The 16,221-nt window shown below is 40.2% G+C and carries 19 protein-coding genes; 6 read left to right on the forward strand and 13 right to left on the reverse strand.

Annotated elements, in window-relative coordinates; all coding sequences use genetic code 11:
* Nucleotides 1–412 precede the first annotated feature (412 nt).
* The 11 genes from nqrM to L650_RS0116975 form a co-directional block, all read right to left on the reverse strand.
* Nucleotides 413–625, reverse strand: coding sequence for a (Na+)-NQR maturation NqrM (nqrM, locus tag L650_RS0116925; RefSeq protein ID WP_004587136.1), 213 nt, complete (start codon nucleotides 623–625; stop codon nucleotides 413–415).
* Between the two features lie 162 nt (nucleotides 626–787).
* Nucleotides 788–1,819 (reverse strand): FAD:protein FMN transferase, encoded by a 1,032-nt coding sequence (locus tag L650_RS0116930; RefSeq protein WP_029773847.1) that lies wholly within the window; start codon nucleotides 1,817–1,819, stop codon nucleotides 788–790.
* Nucleotides 1,820–1,917: 98 nt separating this feature from the next.
* Entirely contained in the window at nucleotides 1,918–3,147 is a 1,230-nt protein-coding gene (nqrF, locus tag L650_RS0116935) for an NADH:ubiquinone reductase (Na(+)-transporting) subunit F (protein ID WP_004587138.1), read from the reverse strand.
* An 18-nt stretch (nucleotides 3,148–3,165) separates the two neighbouring features.
* Nucleotides 3,166–3,774, reverse strand: coding sequence for an NADH:ubiquinone reductase (Na(+)-transporting) subunit E (gene nqrE, locus L650_RS0116940; protein WP_004587139.1), 609 nt, complete (start codon nucleotides 3,772–3,774; stop codon nucleotides 3,166–3,168).
* A 10-nt stretch (nucleotides 3,775–3,784) separates the two neighbouring features.
* Nucleotides 3,785–4,417 (reverse strand): NADH:ubiquinone reductase (Na(+)-transporting) subunit D, encoded by a 633-nt coding sequence (locus tag L650_RS0116945; protein WP_004587140.1) that lies wholly within the window; start codon nucleotides 4,415–4,417, stop codon nucleotides 3,785–3,787.
* The gene (locus tag L650_RS0116950; protein WP_004587141.1) at nucleotides 4,417–5,169 is read right to left on the reverse strand and encodes a Na(+)-translocating NADH-quinone reductase subunit C; all 753 of its coding nucleotides are present in this window, start codon (nucleotides 5,167–5,169) and stop codon (nucleotides 4,417–4,419) included. The genes L650_RS0116945 and L650_RS0116950 overlap by 1 nt, the downstream gene beginning before the upstream one ends.
* Complete coding sequence (locus L650_RS0116955) at nucleotides 5,162–6,364, reverse strand: NADH:ubiquinone reductase (Na(+)-transporting) subunit B (protein WP_004587142.1); 1,203 nt, start codon at nucleotides 6,362–6,364, stop codon at nucleotides 5,162–5,164. Before L650_RS0116955 ends, L650_RS0116950 begins: the two co-directional genes overlap by 8 nt.
* Before the next feature lie 3 nt (nucleotides 6,365–6,367).
* Nucleotides 6,368–7,711, reverse strand: a complete 1,344-nt coding sequence (locus L650_RS0116960; protein ID WP_029773848.1) for a Na(+)-translocating NADH-quinone reductase subunit A — start codon at nucleotides 7,709–7,711, stop codon at nucleotides 6,368–6,370.
* A gap of 353 nt (nucleotides 7,712–8,064) precedes the next feature.
* Nucleotides 8,065–9,258 (reverse strand): enoyl-ACP reductase FabV, encoded by a 1,194-nt coding sequence (fabV, locus tag L650_RS0116965; protein WP_029773849.1) that lies wholly within the window; start codon nucleotides 9,256–9,258, stop codon nucleotides 8,065–8,067.
* Between the two features lie 124 nt (nucleotides 9,259–9,382).
* Entirely contained in the window at nucleotides 9,383–9,694 is a 312-nt protein-coding gene (locus tag L650_RS0116970) for a BolA family protein (protein ID WP_029773850.1), read from the reverse strand.
* A 55-nt stretch (nucleotides 9,695–9,749) separates the two neighbouring features.
* Nucleotides 9,750–10,361: an alpha-ketoglutarate-dependent dioxygenase AlkB family protein gene (locus L650_RS0116975; protein ID WP_004587146.1), complete on the reverse strand. Its 612-nt coding sequence runs from the start codon at nucleotides 10,359–10,361 to the stop codon at nucleotides 9,750–9,752.
* Between the two features lie 42 nt (nucleotides 10,362–10,403).
* Between L650_RS0116975 and L650_RS0116980 the strand changes: the two genes are divergently transcribed.
* The 4 genes from L650_RS0116980 to L650_RS0116995 are packed head-to-tail and all read left to right on the forward strand — an operon-like array spanning nucleotide 10,404 to nucleotide 14,154.
* Nucleotides 10,404–11,546 (forward strand): methyltransferase, encoded by a 1,143-nt coding sequence (locus L650_RS0116980; protein WP_024034301.1) that lies wholly within the window; start codon nucleotides 10,404–10,406, stop codon nucleotides 11,544–11,546.
* 1 nt (nucleotide 11,547) lies between these two features.
* The gene (locus tag L650_RS0116985) at nucleotides 11,548–12,108 is read left to right on the forward strand and encodes a YajG family lipoprotein (protein ID WP_004587148.1); all 561 of its coding nucleotides are present in this window, start codon (nucleotides 11,548–11,550) and stop codon (nucleotides 12,106–12,108) included.
* 2 nt (nucleotides 12,109–12,110) lie between these two features.
* Nucleotides 12,111–12,728 carry a peptidylprolyl isomerase gene (locus tag L650_RS0116990; protein WP_004587149.1) on the forward strand — a complete coding sequence of 206 codons (618 nt, stop codon included), beginning with the start codon at nucleotides 12,111–12,113 and terminating at the stop codon, nucleotides 12,726–12,728.
* 46 nt (nucleotides 12,729–12,774) lie between these two features.
* Nucleotides 12,775–14,154, forward strand: a complete 1,380-nt coding sequence (locus tag L650_RS0116995) for an AmpG family muropeptide MFS transporter (protein ID WP_004587150.1) — start codon at nucleotides 12,775–12,777, stop codon at nucleotides 14,152–14,154.
* A 71-nt stretch (nucleotides 14,155–14,225) separates the two neighbouring features.
* Here L650_RS0116995 and L650_RS0117000 read toward each other — a convergent pair whose 3' ends face one another.
* A complete protein-coding gene (locus L650_RS0117000; RefSeq protein ID WP_004587151.1) occupies nucleotides 14,226–14,465 on the reverse strand; it encodes a helix-turn-helix domain-containing protein in 240 nt (79 codons plus the stop codon).
* A gap of 499 nt (nucleotides 14,466–14,964) precedes the next feature.
* On the opposite strand from L650_RS0117000, the gene L650_RS0117005 reads away from it, so the two are divergent.
* A complete protein-coding gene (locus tag L650_RS0117005) occupies nucleotides 14,965–15,153 on the forward strand; it encodes a hypothetical protein (protein WP_004587152.1) in 189 nt (62 codons plus the stop codon).
* A 48-nt stretch (nucleotides 15,154–15,201) separates the two neighbouring features.
* Here L650_RS0117005 and erpA read toward each other — a convergent pair whose 3' ends face one another.
* Nucleotides 15,202–15,540 (reverse strand): iron-sulfur cluster insertion protein ErpA, encoded by a 339-nt coding sequence (gene erpA, locus L650_RS0117010; RefSeq protein WP_002958911.1) that lies wholly within the window; start codon nucleotides 15,538–15,540, stop codon nucleotides 15,202–15,204.
* 248 nt (nucleotides 15,541–15,788) lie between these two features.
* Here erpA and L650_RS0117015 point away from each other — a divergent pair.
* Nucleotides 15,789–16,221: chloride channel protein (locus L650_RS0117015; RefSeq protein WP_029773851.1), on the forward strand; the 433-nt coding region annotated here is incomplete at its 3' end.

The raw sequence follows: 16,221 nt of genomic DNA on the forward strand, positions 1-16,221 counted from the left end.
CTTGAGTTGCCTTTCACACTGACAACATCTTCACACACAATATAAAGATTTTTGGTTTACACTGCGTGGCAATTGTAGGGAATAAAAACAACTCAAGCTAAGTCACCACCGAACTTGAGTTGCCTTTCACACTGACAACATCTTCACACACAATATAAAGATTCTTTTAAGCGAGGCTAACTTTTATGCCTCAAGCTTATGACTGGAGCCTTGCTCTGTGTCTATGGTTAAACTTTAGAGTGTTAGCTCCAATTTGACAAACGAGAAAAATAAACCTAATAGGTGAAAAAAACTAAACTATAGACCTTGGTCTAATACATTAAGGTTGTGTTTAATTAAAAGAAGGTATGAGTACTAAATATACAGGTAAAAAAAAAGCGCCATAAGGCGCTTTTTGTCATTAAGCTACGGCTTAAATAATTTGGTTTTCTTTCCAGGCTTGCTCTTTAGCCATACGCTTTTTACGCTTATCACATGGATCGTCACAATCACAGGCTTTATCAATACCTACCGAGCCTAATCCACCGCAACTACTTGCCATAGATTTTCTTTGCACGATCATACCAACAGCCATAGCTATCACGATTAAAATTAATAAACCAAATGTAAGAAGAAAAAGTGACATTGCTTAGCCCCTATTGATCAGCAATAAATTATGCTCAAACATTGTTGAGCGACCGCTAAATTATACACCCAAAACCCACATAGATGCGAGAGAAGTCTATTTCAAAAAATCGGTTGTAATATGCGTTTAGCACGAATAAAACTTTAGCTAAACGCCATTATATTACAAATAAGGTTTAAAAGCAGTGCTCGCGTAAGTCACAATGCCTTTGTCTGATTTAGCCATTAAGTACACAGGTAAATCGTGCTTTTCAGCGTATGCTTTAGCATCGTCCATTCCCATAACCGTTAATGCGGTTGCTAAGCCATCTGCGGTCATTGCACTAGGATGTAATACAGTAACCGACACTAAGTCATGTTTGATTGGCATGCCTGTTACTGGGTCTATTAAATGAGTGTAAGTTTCGCCATCCATTTTATAAAAAATACGGTAGTCACCTGATGTTGCAATGCCATTCGTACCGGGCGCTAATACACGGTGAACTTTTCGCTCGCCTGGTGGCGCATCTGGCTGCTCTATCGCGATTTTCCAATCTTGGTTATTTGGCTTTTCACCGCCAATGCGCAGCTCCCCACCTATTTCTACCATGTAGTTACTAATATTTTGGCTTTCAAGTAATTGCGCTACTTTATCAATGCCATACCCTTTCGCTGTGGCCGAAAACGACAGCTCTAAACCATCAACTGTTTTAGCAAGGCCCTGCTCAGTAAGATTAAGTTTATCTACACCAATTTTTTCAATCATTGCAGCAAGTGCTTCATCACTTGGGCGCTTAGTTGGTTTTTTATCAGGTCCAAAGCCCCATAAATCTATTAACGGGCCCATCGTTACATCAAGCGTTTTGGTCGACTTACCTAAACGAATCGATTCGCTCACCACAGCCCTAAAGTCTTCACTAATTGGCATAACCTGGTTGGCGGGTAATTTATTAAATATGTTAATTTCAGAATCGGGGATATACGTAGACATAGACTGATTAACCGCTTTCAATTGCGTATCTATTTGCTGCTGTAATTTAGTGGCATCAACGCTTTTATCGTCGGCAAAGTATTTAATATGATAGGTGGTGCCCATCGTTTTGCCTTCTAAAAATACCTCCTGAGGTGTTTTTTCAGCCCCACAGCCAGAGATAAATAGCATTATAGTTAATAAAAAAATACTGATAGCGCCTTGAGAACTGCTTACTCTGTTCATTAAATTAGCCCATGTAAAATAAAATAAAAAAAGCCCCGTTGCACAAAGTGCGACGAGGCCCGTATTTTAACCAAAACTAAGCTGTTTTGATATGGGTGTTAGCCACCGAAGTCATCTAGTAAGATGTTTTCGTCTTCTACACCTAGGTCTTTAAGCATGCCGATAACAGCCGCGTTCATCATTGGAGGACCACACATGTAGAACTCACAATCTTCTGGCGCTTCATGATCTTTCAAGTAGTTTTCATAAAGTACGTTATGGATAAAGCCTGTGTAACCTTCCCAGTTATCTTCTGGTTGTGGGTCAGACAATGCTGTATGCCATACAAAGTTATCGTTTTCAGCTGCTAAGCCGTCGAAATCTTCAACATAGAACATTTCACGCTCAGAACGCGCACCATACCAGAAACTAATCTTACGCTTAGAGTTTAAACGCTTAAGTTGGTCAAAGATATGTGAACGCATTGGTGCCATACCTGCACCACCACCTACGAATACCATTTCAGCGTCGGTGTCTTTAGCGAAGAACTCACCAAATGGACCTGAAATAGTTACCTTGTCGCCTGCTTTAAGTGACCAAATGTACGATGACATTTTACCACATGGTAGGCTTAGGTTTCTTGGCGGCGGCGTAGCAATACGCACGTTAAGCATGATAATGCCTTCTTCTTCTGGGTAGTTAGCCATTGAGTATGCACGAATTGTTTCGTCGTCTACTTTTGACTCCAGGTCGAAGAAACCAAAGTGATTCCAGTCGCCACGATACTCTTCAGGAATATCGAAATCTGCGTATTTAACATGGTGAGCAGGCGCTTCGATTTGGATGTAACCACCCGCACGGAAAGGCACTGATTCGCCATCTGGAATTTGTAGCTTAAGCTCTTTAATGAACGTTGCTTTGTTATCGTTAGAGATAACTTCACAATCCCATTTTTTAACACCGAAAATTGACTCTTCAAGTTCAATTTCCATGTCGTTTTTAACATTTACCTGACACGCTAAACGACAGCCTTCACGGGCTTCACCTTTAGAAATGTGATCAAGTTCTGTTGGTAAGATATCGCCACCACCTTCTTTAATGTGTACACGACACTGACCACAAGAGCCACCGCCACCACATGCAGATGATACGAAAATACCTGATTCAGATAGCGCGCCTAAAAGCTTGCTACCTGCTGATGTTTTAATGGCTTTGTCTGGATCGCCATTAATACCGATGATGATGTCACCGCTTGCAACTAACTTAGATTTAGCACCAATGATAACTAAAACTAGTAGTACAACGATAGCGATGAAAACACCAACGCCTAAGAAAATCTCATAACTCATGATTTATCCTCGCTACCTTTACAGTGAAATACCAGAGAATGACATAAAGCCAAGACCCATTAAACCAACAGTGATAAAGGTAATACCTAAACCACGTAGGCCGTCTGGCACGTCTGAATATTTCATTTTCTCACGGATACCTGCAAGTAATGTAATTGCAAGCGCCCAACCAACACCAGCGCCAACACCATAAACAACAGACTCGCCGAAGTTATAGTTACGCTCAACCATGAATGATACCGCACCAAAAATCGCACAGTTAACTGTGATTAGTGGTAAGAAGATACCTAATGCGTTGTAAAGTGCAGGGAAAAACTTATCTAATGCCATTTCCAAAATTTGCACAAGTGCTGCAATAACACCAATGAACGTTAAGAAACGTAAAAAGCTAAGGTCTGCTTCAGGGTAACCAAGCCACTCTAATGCACCCGGTGCAAGTACGGCATGGTAAACCAAGTTATTTACTGGTACAGAAATACCCAGTACCACAATAACGGCTACACCTAGGCCAATTGATGTAGTTACTTTTTTAGATACTGCTAAGAAAGTACACATACCTAGGAAGAAAGCTAAAGCTAAGTTTTCAATAAAAACCGCTTTTACAAATAAACTAATATAATGTTCCACTGCTTGCCCCTTACGCTTTAGCTTCTACTTGGTCTTTCTTATAAGTACGAAGTACCCATATGAATAAACCAATGATGAAGAATGCACTCGGTGGTAAAATCAATAGACCCATAGGTTGATACCAACCACCATCTTGTACTAATGGGATAATATCAACACCGAATAGTGTTCCCTTACCGAATAGCTCACGAATGAAACCAACAGTAAGTAATACCACTGAGTAGCCTAAGCCATTACCAATACCATCTAAAAATGACATAAGTGGCGGCGACTTCATTGCGTACGCTTCAGCACGACCCATTACAATACAGTTAGTAATGATTAGGCCAACGAATACAGAAAGCTCTTTCGCCGTAGCGTAAGAGAATGCTTGTAATACTTGGTCTACAACAATTACTAGTGAAGCAATGATCGTCATCTGTACGATAATACGTACTGATGAAGGTATGTGGTTACGAATGCTTGAAATGAACAAGCTAGAAAACGCCGTTACTAATGTCAAAGCAATTGACATGATTAAGGCATTTTTTAAGCTAGACGTTACCGCCAGAGCAGAACAAATACCAAGTACTTGTAATGCGATTGGGTTGTTAGCTAAAACCGGACCAAATAGGACCGACTTCATTTCTTTAGTATCAGCCATTATTTCAACGCTCCTTCACGTACCTTCGCAAGGAAAGGACCAAAGCCGTTTTCACCAGTCCAAAAGTCAACTGTGTGATCAACACCATTAGAAGTTAGTGTAGCACCTGATAAACCATCAATTTGATGTTCGTTGCTAGCACCGCTTTTCATAATGTTAATAGGTAACTCTTTACCTTGCCATTTAGCTGTCCATTGTGGGTTTTGAATTTCGCCACCCAGGCCTGGTGTTTCGCTATGCTTGTAAAAGTTGATGTTTTTAACTGTTTCGCCATCGCTTTCAAGCGCTAAGAAACCATACATTACACCCCAAAGGCCGTAACCTTGGATAGGTAAAATGATTGCATCTGTAGAGCCATCTTCTTTTTTAGAGATGTAAACAGGTGAGTTTTTAGTCATACGCTGAATACCAGCGATGTCCTTAATCCCTTCTGCTTTAAGTGCAAAACTTCTTTGTTGGTCGAATTTCGATTTTTCGAAATCAAATGAGTTTGGATCAGCATCTTCAACAAATTCGCCAGTGTCCATATCAACAACACGTGCTTCGATTTTGCCATCGAATGTGTCAGATACAGAGTTTGCGATTTCAATATCAGCTGCTGCTAAGATATTACGTTGAATATCTTGAGTTTTATTAGCTTGCTGTAAAGGACGAAGCTGTACAGAAGCAAACGATACAATAATTGCACACACTAAACATAGTGCTACAACAACCGTTAACGTTTTGCCGATTGATTCGTTATTACTAGACATTACGTGCCAACCTCCGCTTGATATTAGCTTGCACTACAAAGTGATCGAACAGTGGAGCAAATAAGTTAGCAAATAAGATTGCTAGCATCATGCCTTCTGGGAAAGCAGGGTTTACTACACGGATCATAACTACCATAAAGCCAATAAGCGCGCCGTATGCGAACTTACCTTTATCGGTAAATGCAGCTGATACAGGGTCAGTAGCCATAAAGAACATACCAAACGCAAAACCACCCAGTACTAAATGCCAATGCCAAGGCATTGCAAATACAGGATTGCTCTCAGAGCCAACCGCATTTAATAAGAATGCAGTTGCCACCATACCTAGGAATACACCTAGTACAATGCGCCAAGAAGCGATGCGAACGTAAATTAAGAATAAGCCACCAATAAGCACAGCAAGAGTAGATGTCTCACCTACAGAACCTTGAATGAAACCGTAAAACGCATTCCACCATAGCTCCATGTTGCTGTAATCAAGAGTGCCTACAAACGCTTGACCTAGCATAGTTGCACCAGAGAACGAGTCTACTGCAGTCCATACTGTGTCACCTGAGATTTGTGCAGGGTATGCGAAGAATAAGAACGCACGGCCCGCTAATGCAGGGTTTAAGAAGTTACGGCCTGTACCACCAAAGATTTCTTTAGCAATAACAACACCAAACGTAATACCTAATGCCACTTGCCATAAAGGAATAGTCGCAGGCAAAATAAGTGCAAATAATACAGAGGTTACGAAGAAACCTTCGTTAACTTCATGCTTACGCACAGAAGCAAATAGTACTTCCCAAAAACCACCTACTGCAAAAGTAACGGCGTATATTGGTAAGAAGAAACATGCCCCGTAGAACATTTTAGCGCCCCAGCCCGACTCAGCGGTTAATTCACCACCAAATAACTGGAACAAGCCAACCTGCCAAGAGTTTGCTAGTTCAAAACCTTGTGCTAAAGCACCTGCGGCCTGATGACCGATGTTGAACATACCAAAAAACATAGCTGGGAACGTCGCCATCCACACTAAAATCATCATGCGTTTTAGGTCGATATTATCGCGAACGTGAGTTGCGCCTTTATTTACATAACCTGGCGTGTAAAAAATAGTCGCGGCTGCTTCATACAGGGCGTACCATTTTTCGTGTTTACCACCTGGTTCAAAATGCGGCTCAATGTCTTCTAAAAATTTCTTTAAACCCATCTCTTAGCCTTCCTTCTCGATCGTTGTTAAGCAATCGCGTAGGATAGAACCATACTCGTATTTGCCCGGACAAACGAAGGTACATAACGCTAAATCTTCTTCATCAAGTTCAAGCGCACCTAATGAAATTGCACTGTCTAAGTCACGTGAAATTAAGTCACGTAATAATAGGGTTGGCAAAATATCTAGCGGCATTACGCGCTCGTAGCTACCAATTGGTACCATGGCACGTTTTGAACCACCTGTAGACGTTGTCATTTTAAATAAACGACTCGGTGCAAGGTGAGAAAGGAATGTACGCGTTACAGAGAATTTATCACTACCTGGTGCAATCCAACCAAACAGCTCTTTTTCGCGACCTTCAAGTAAAACAGATACTTGAACGTGGTAGCGACCTAAGAATGCATGAGGACCTGAAGAAATAGCGCCAGATAAAACAGAACCAGAAATAACACGGTTATCACCGTCTTCTAATTCGCCTGCCACTAAATCATCTAATGAAGCACCTAGTTGTGTTTTCACTAAACGAGGGTTTTTAACGCGAGGACCTGCAAGCGAAATAACACGGTCTGTGTTGATTTCACCAGTAAGGAATAAGTGACCATACGCGATAACGTCTTGGTAACCAATATGCCAAACTTGTTTATTAACAGATACTGCATCAAGGTGATGAATATGAGTACCAACTAAGCCTGCTGGATGCACGCCACCGAACTCATGTACTTCTACTTGAGCGATAGACGAGCTAGGAACTTGACTGCCAGCTTGCTTACATACAAATACTTTGCCATCGGTCAAACGCGAAACAACAGCAAGACCCGCTTCAAATGCAGCTGCATTTTCGGCAATAATTACTGCAGGATCTGCAGCAAGAGGGTTTGTGTCGATAGCGGTTACAAATATAGAGCTAGGATTTGCATCCAACGCAGCTATTTTGCTAAATGGGCGAGCACGAAGTGCTGTCCATTGACCTGACTGAACAAGTACTTCTTTGGCTTTTTCACGCGATAAGCTTGTAAGCTCATCTGCATTGAAAGAGTCAAAGGTGATTTGCTCACTGCCGTTTACTTCAATAACAACAGATTGCAGCACACGTTTAGCACCACGATTAATTTCTTTTACTGTACCAGAAGCTGGTGCAGTAAATAGGACGCCTGGGTTCTTTTTGTCTTCAAAAAGTACCTGGCCTTTTTTGACTTGGTCATCCACACGAACATGCATGGTTGGACGCATACCGATAAACTCTTCACCTAGCACAGCTACACGTTTGATGGCAGAACCATCATGAATAACTTGCTGAGGCGCGCCCTCTATGGGTAAATCCAGACCTTTTTTTATGTTGATCATACGCACTTGCATTAATTAACGGAAAGAAACTGAAAAATCGTATCAACCACGTCGCCACTTGAGTTATCCAAGATATATCAAGGTACAAAAGAACAACTTGCTAGGAATATCAAACAAGCAACGCAGTAAAACTCCTCACATATTGCTTCGATTTTAACATCATTATGTACGACTATGCGAGTGTATTTATGAAAATTATACGACAGAAACGCTTATTTAGTTTTGTTAAGTGTTTTAAATAAAAATCAAGGTAGACCAAAGTGGTAGCCTAAGCACCTAACTGCCACAAAATATCTAAAACACTAAAAGCAAAAAAGCCGCAATAAGCGACTTTTTATAATTACAAAGTATGATTAGTCAATCATGTTTGCAATTGGCTTCACTGCATCTACATCTTGCTCATAGTCAACAGCGTCAATGCCAAAACCAAATAAACGTAAAAATTCGTTATGGTAGCCTACATAATCGGTTAGCTCATCAATTGAGCTCGTATCTACTTTATCCCAAACAGCTTGCACACGTGCTTGTACATCGTCCTCTAGCTCTTTGTAGTTTTGGAATAAGTGACCGCCCTCGTCAAAGCGTGGGTTTTCACCGTATAGGTTTTCGCTAAATAAAGCATGAATTTGCTCAATAGTGCCTTCATAAGTGCCATCGGCTTTCATTACTTTAAATAAAGCAGAGATATATAGCGGCATAATAGGAATAGCAGAGCTTGCCTGAGTAACAACAGCATTTAACGACGACACATAGGCTTGACCATTTAAATCTTTTGTCGATTCTTTAATTGCGGCAGTTGCACGGTCTAAATCTTCTTTTGCTTTACCTATTGTTGCGTGCCCGTAGATTGGCCACGTTAACTCTTTACCTATATAAGTATAAGCCGTGGTTTTAAAGTTATCGGCTAGTACGTCTGCTTCTTTTAATGCATCAATCCACATTTCCCAATCTTCACCGCCCATCACTTTAATGGTGTTGTCGATGTCATCTTGGCTTGCGGCTTCTACTGTTACTTCGTCAATTTCGCGCTTTGACGTATTTAAATTTTTTGTAGTTACAGCACTGCCAATAGGTTTAAGTGTAGATGAATACACCTCACCTGTATTTGGATCGGTACGACGAGGCGATGCTAAGCTGTAAATAATACAGTCTATTTTGCCTAAATCTGCTTTGATTGTCTCGATTGCTTTTTGCTTAATTTCGTTAGAAAACGCATCGCCATTAATATTTTTTGACCAAAGCCCAGCTTCATCTGCAGCGTCTTGAAATGCTGCTGTATTGTACCAACCAGCAGAACCTGTCTTACGCTCTGTACCTTCTTTTTCAAAGAAAATACCCAGTGTTTTAGCCCCACCGCCAAATGCCGCCGTAATACGAGACGCTAAGCCGTAGCCAGTAGATGCACCAATTACGAGTACATTTTTAGGCGCATCTTTTAATTCGCCTTGTTGTTTTACATAGTTAATTTGCTCTTGAACATGCTCTGCACATCCTACAGGGTGTGCGTTAGTACAAATAAATCCACGAATTTTAGGCTTAATGACCATTGATCATCCTATATCTTTTACAATAAAAATTAGCGCTAGTTTAAAGGCTAATACTAAAAACACTGATCTGATCAGTTAAACCTGATCAAATACCCCTATTTATATTGGCTAACCTACATTGTGGTTAATTTAGCTTTGAGCCGCCCATACAATTTGGAGAGTCAGGTGCTTCGCCACCCTGCTCTGAAAATTCATCTGGCGTGTACGTATGAATCGCTAAGGCATGAATATGATTTGCTAGCTCATCTTTTAGTACTTCGTTAATTTGGCGGTGGCGCTGTAGTAATCGCTTACCCGCAAACTCTTCACTTACCACAATTACTTTAAAATGCGACTCACTACCGGCGCTATGCATATGGCTTTCGTTAATTACGTTTAAATGCTTACAGGCAATCGCGCTACTAAGCTTGTCTTGAATTTGTTGTTGCATTGACATTAAAACACCATATTTAGTCACTGATTTGTGCAGCTACTATAACAAGTTAATTTAACTAACTAAATTGCTTTTGTTTAATGTGCTCAATAAAGCGGTACGTTAAGCTGATCCGTGGATGAGCAAGCGTAGTTTGTTTGGGGATTGCGTGCTGGTAGTCGCGCTGACTATGCCCACTCATCACTAAGCAACTACCGCTTTGTAATTTTAAGTCGGTGACTTTATTAGTGGCTTTTTGTTTTAATTTGAGTACGCGCTCAGCACCAAGTGATATACATACAATGGTAGGCTCAGGGCCTAGCTCTATTTCATCATCACTGTGCCAGCCCATGGTGTCGTTACCATCACGGTAATAATTAACTAATAACGAATTAAGCGGCTTATTTAAATGTCGCTCTAAACGTTTTCGCATTGCTAAAAGCACCTCATCCCACGGCTCTACTATTTGTTTACTGTGTGAGTAACCATATTCAATATTTAAGTCGCTCATAAAACATTGCAAACGTGGAATGGGCCCTGTTCTGCCATACACAGTGACATTAGGCTGCTGCCAATTAAGATTTTTTTGTAAATAATAAAATAAATCGAGGCTTTTTTGCGCACTAAGCGCCTTACTTTGATAAGAAAAGCCGTTTGGTAACTGTTGGGGGTTGGCGTTTTGCCGTTGCATGTTAGAATTTACCTACATTAGATTACTGATCAACAAACCATTATGACGACGCAAGCCCAGCTAGGCGATAAAACATTTACTCTTGAACGTTTCCCTTTGGATCAAAAAAACCGCAGTTTACAAGCGTGGGATTCGGCCGACGAGTACCTTATCAATTATGTTAACGAACATCACCCTGATTGTCGCTCATTACTAATTTTAAACGACGCGTTTGGTGCCCTTGCCTGTTATTTTAGTGAATTAACGGTTTGTTCAGTTAACGATTCTTATATTAGCCACCAAGCTGCAGCCTATAATTTAAAAGAAAATAAACTATCAACAGCCCAATTTACACAGTTAGATAGCTTATCTGCGCTGCCTGAAGAGGTTGATTTAGTACTTATAAAAATACCGCGTAACGTCGGGTTTTTACAGTTTCAATTAAGCGAGTTGAGTGAAGTACTTGCCCCTGGCACACCGGTTATTGCCGCGGGTAAAACAAAGGAAATTCATAACTCAACTATAAAAGCGTTTGAGCAATTTATTGGCGAAACCAAAACAAGTTTGGCCGTTAAAAAGTCACGTTTAATATTAAGTACAGCTAAAGGCGGTTATAAAGAAGCTAACTTCCCGGTAAGTTGGCAGCTTGAAGGCACTGATTTTAATATAACGAACCATGCCAATGTGTTTTCGCGCGATTCGTTAGATATAGGTGCACGGTTCTTTTTTAATTACTTGCCGCAAACCTCAAAAGCAAAAAGTATTATCGACTTAGGTTGTGGTAATGGTGTGGTGGGTTTAATGACGTTATCACGCTGTCCAAATGCGTCGGTAACCTTTGTTGATGAGTCGTACATGGCGGTCGAATCTGCACGTTTAAATGTAGAACTTAACCAAGCAAATAAATTTGATGATTGCCAATTTATAGAAAACGATTGTTTAACCGGCTTTGCAAGAGACAGTGTGGATATGGTGTTGTGTAACCCTCCATTTCACCAAGCCCAAGCTGTTACCGACCACATTGCGTGGCAAATGTTTAAACAAGCAAAAGATACATTAAAAGAAGGTGGCGAGCTGCGTATTATTGGTAATCGTCATTTAGATTATCACGATAAATTAAATCGTATGTTTGGTAACTGTAAGCTATTAGGTTCAAACAAAAAGTTTGTAGTGCTCAGCGCAACTAAAAATAGTGGGATGCTATAAAATGAAATTAACTAAATTTATTTTAGCCTGTTGCTCCATGCTGGTGTTTAGCGCATGCAGTAACCAGCCAAACCAAGTGATATTAAACCCGGTTTATAAAAGTGGCCAAATTAGCGTTATTTCAGCCAGTTTAAGTACCAGCGTTATTGATTTACGTGGTGATAGCGCAACCCTTAAGCTTGTTGAGTCGGACAAAACCAAGACCTTTGCCAGCCAAGATATTGTAACCTCTGTTAAAAGCGTATTAGATAGCGCGCTAAATCGTAACGGAGCAAGTATTTCTAACCTAGCAACAACCCGCTTTGAACTAGATATTCATGCCCTACAAGCAAAGGTGACTGAAAAGCTCATGAGCCATACCAGCGAAGCGCACATTGAGCTAGGCGTACGGGTCATTCGCTCTACCAGCAATTTTAGTAAAGTGTATCGTGGCAGTGCTAATTTAGAAGGGCCGCTGAGCCACGATCGCGCCAAAATTGAAGGTCAACTCAATAAGTTGACGGAACAAATTATAACCCGCATTGTATCGGACCCAGAATTAATTGAATTTTTAGAAGGTTAACAATGAAACGATTTTTAATCTGCTTAAGCCTACTATTTAGTGTAAGCACCTTTGCCGCGCAAGAAGGCCGTTTTGTTCAAAAAGACAATATTTTTCCGCGTGTAGAAATAGTCACGTCATTGGGTAGCATTGTGGTTGAGCTAGACCGCTCAAAAGCCCCTATTACGGTAAATAACTTTTTAACCTACGTAATGGATAAAAGTTACCAAGGCAGTATATTCCACCGTGTAGAACGTGATGTTGAAAACGACCGTGACTTTGTAATACAAGGTGGTGGCTACGATAAAGACCTTGATGGCTTACACGAAAACGACCCTATATTTAACGAAAGTGGCAATGGTTTAAAAAATGATATGTACAGCATCGCTATGGCGTATCAAGACCGTGAACCGCATTCAGGAACTCGCCAGTTCTTTTTTAATATGGATGATAACGATCATTTAAACCCAGGTAGAGATTGGGGCTTTGCCGTGTTTGGCAATGTAATGGACGGTTACGACACGCTAGATAAAATTATGGCTGTAGAAACCGGCTTTAATGAAAAAATTGGCTACGACTTTGTACCAAAAACGCCCGTTGTTATTTTAAATATTAAAGTACTTGAGCAAACCCCATTATAAATCACTGAGGTGCAACTAAGTTGCACCCAACGCCAATGAAGGCCCTATGAGCAAAACCCTCTCAGTAAGCGAATATTTCTCGTATTTTAAAGATAAACGTTTAATCAATATTTTTATATTTGGTATGAGCAGTGGTTTTCCATGGGTACTGATTGGCTCTGTGATGTCGGCTTGGCTAAAAGACGAAGGCCTAAGCCGCAGTATGATTGGCTTATTTGGTATTGTATTTGGCGCATATAGCATTAATTTTATGTGGTCGCCGCTTATTGATAGAACCAAACTGCCGTTATTGTACAAATGGTTTGGGCAACGTCGCAGCTGGATTTTATTTTGCCAAAGCTTTATGTTTATTGGCACCCTGCTTTTAGCGGGGCTTGATTTAAAAGCAAACTTAGCGATTGCCGCCGGCTTGTGTTTACTCATCGCAGTCGCCTCTGCCACACAAGACATAGCAATTGATGCTTTTAGAATAGACACGTTAAGCGAAAACGAATCTCATAAAGCCACTGCAGCTGCTGCTATGGCCACATCGGGTTGGTGGACAGGTTACGCATTACTGGGCGCTATTCCTTTTTACATGGCCGATATCCCCTCTTTAGATTGGCCACAAGTGTATTACTTTTTAGCCGCTGTTATGTTGATACTAATGAGCGGCGTGTTGTTTGCCAAAGAGCCTAAATCAAACCGAGAAGCTGTTCACGCAGAGCTTGAGCGCGTATACCTTGAAAAACTAGCCAGCATTAAGCAAACGCCCTTTACTAAAGTGATTGCTTGGCTTGGCGTTACAGTGGTTGATCCCTTTAAAACCTTTTTTGCTAAAAATGGGGTTAAAACAGCCCTTGCCTTATTAGCATTTATTTTCTTATTTAAAATAGGCGAAGCTTTTTTAGGGCGTATGTCGATTGTTTTTTATAAAGAAATAGGCTTTAGCAACAGCGACATAGCCACTTTTTCAAAAGTAGGCACTGCAGTACTCACCATTGCTTTTACCTTTGTGGGCAGCTTGTTTAATCAAAAGTACGGCATTGTAAAAGGCCTATTTATAAGTGGTGTTGCTATGGCGGGGTCTAATTTAGCATTTTCGGCTATTGCGCTGGTTGGCCCTAATTTAGGCTTATACGCTTTTGCTATTGTCATTGACGGCTTTACTCAGGCTTGGTCGTTAGTGGCTATGGTGGCATTTATATCGATGTTATGTGACCGAGCATTTAGTGCAACACATTATGCATTACTGGCTTCGCTTGGGAATTTAGGGCGTACATTGCTTTCAAGTTACAGTGGTGTGGTTATTGATGATTGGCTAATGGGAAATTGGGCATTATTTTTTGTGTTAACGGCATTAATGGTAATACCTTCGCTGGTGTTTTTATATTTGATTAGGCATAAGCTCTATCAGTTAGAGCAAAATTACCATAAAAATATGTAATGCATCCCTGCATTAACGTGATTTGCTTAGGCCGTTCAAGTGCCCCTTATAACACCCTAAGCAAAACAATATTAATCCGCTTTAATTAAGCCTAGCGCTTCATGCGGATCAACTTCAAGTGCATTACAGTAACGTACAAACTCAATAACATCTAAGCGGCGTTCTTGATTTTCAATCTTACCGATAAATGAGTGAGGTGTTCCTAGCACTTGTGCCAGGCTACGCATTGTATGACCCTTTTCATGGCGTTTTGTTTTAAGCCATTTAGTTAGCTTTTCGTTTTCTTCAGAAGAAACAGTCTTGCCCATCATTTTACATCTCCTACTAGATGATATGACATACCCGTCAAAGCAGTAGTCACACAATGATTGGAGGCATATAAGCAGATACCCACTACATTATTCAATAGCAAGCTATTGCTTAAATAAGCAAAGGTATTGCTACTTATTCAACCTACCAATCTATTCAGTGCTAACCCGCAAAAATAGGATATAGGTTTATTTTTATTAAGAGTGAAATTTTGCCCGTCTCACTCTTGGATACATTATATACTATTAACAGTTCGGTTAAATAATTAATTACATAGTTTGCATAAATTTACCCAATCACTAACCTTTACTTATGCTGAATATTTAAGTTAACGTACCAAAAATATTAAGTTTTTTCCCAAAAAATTAATTGTAAGATAAAAGCACTTTGTTACAAATTAACGTGCGAATAACCTTGCTGTATTGATGTTTAAACAACAGTAAGGGTAAAAAAGTTCCCATAAATAACGTTTTTCCCTAACTAAGGGACTAGAGAGGAAGTATGTTTAGAGTCTTATTTTTGTTACCTATTTTACTATGCTTTTTATGGTTTTTGTTTTTACGTCACTACGGAGTACCCATTAAACAAGGTAAAAAAGGCTTTTTATACATACTTGCCTTTTCTGCTTTTGTATTAGGCTTTTTTGTATTAATAATGCAGTTTACCCATTACAGCCCAATTGAATTTTAGGCATTAAAAAAGCCGCTAACGCGGCTTTAATAGCTAAGCGTAAATTGCTTAAACGCTAAAACTTGCACCACACCCACAGGTAGTCGTTGCATTAGGATTAGATACAAAAAAGCGTGCGCCTTCTAACCCTTCTGTGTAATCCACTTCGCCATCAACTAAGTACTGAATACTCATTGGGTCAATAACCAGGGTTACACCATTTTTAACTATTTCTAAATCGCCAGGATTTGCTTTTTCATCAAAAGTAAAACCATATTGAAAACCAGAACAACCACCACCTGTTACGTAAACACGCAGTTTTAAATCTGGATTTTCTTCTTCGTCGATTAACTGTTTAACACGAACAGCAGCTGCATCGCTGAACTTTATTGGTAATTCTTCAGACATTTTAAAACCCTCAATATCGCAATGGCGTGATTATCTAATACCCGAGTGTTTTAATCAAGTATAGTCAAACATCTCTTGAGGTATCTTAGGCTTTTAACTATTGCTTTAGCCGATACGATAGCAAAATGTGTTTTCAGTGATTGCTGTAATATTTGTTAATATAAGTGTTTAAAATTGCAAAATCACAAGGACTTACCTGCACACTTTTGTTAAACTGCTCGCTGAAAAAATGTGGCGGAGAATACAGCATGTGGCTTGAGCAACTCAGGCGTCGATTAGCAAAACCAAAAACCTCTGTGCAATTATGCTTATTAGGCGTAAGTGCTGGTTTAATTGCTGCATTTTTTATTATTTTATTTCGCTTAACGATTCTGTTTTTTCAAAGCTTATTTTTAGACACTCCCGATAATTTTACTACCATCCCCACTATTGAACGGGTTTTAATGCCGTTAATTGCTGCGCTACTGATTGCTACATTTGCTGCATTTACTGGCTTTAAGCACTACCGATTAGGCATTCCTTTTGTTATTCATCGCATTAAACGCCACTACGGGCAAATGCCGCTTTACAACACCGTAAACCAATTTGTTGGTGGTGCACTGGCACTTATTAGTGGTTTTTCGGTGGGCCGCGAAGGGCCATCTGTTCATATGGGCGCCACTGGCGCAAGTATATTAGCCG

It is taken from the genome of Pseudoalteromonas sp. TB51 (assembly GCF_000498055.1).
In the GTDB taxonomy this organism is placed as follows: domain Bacteria; phylum Pseudomonadota; class Gammaproteobacteria; order Enterobacterales; family Alteromonadaceae; genus Pseudoalteromonas; species Pseudoalteromonas atlantica.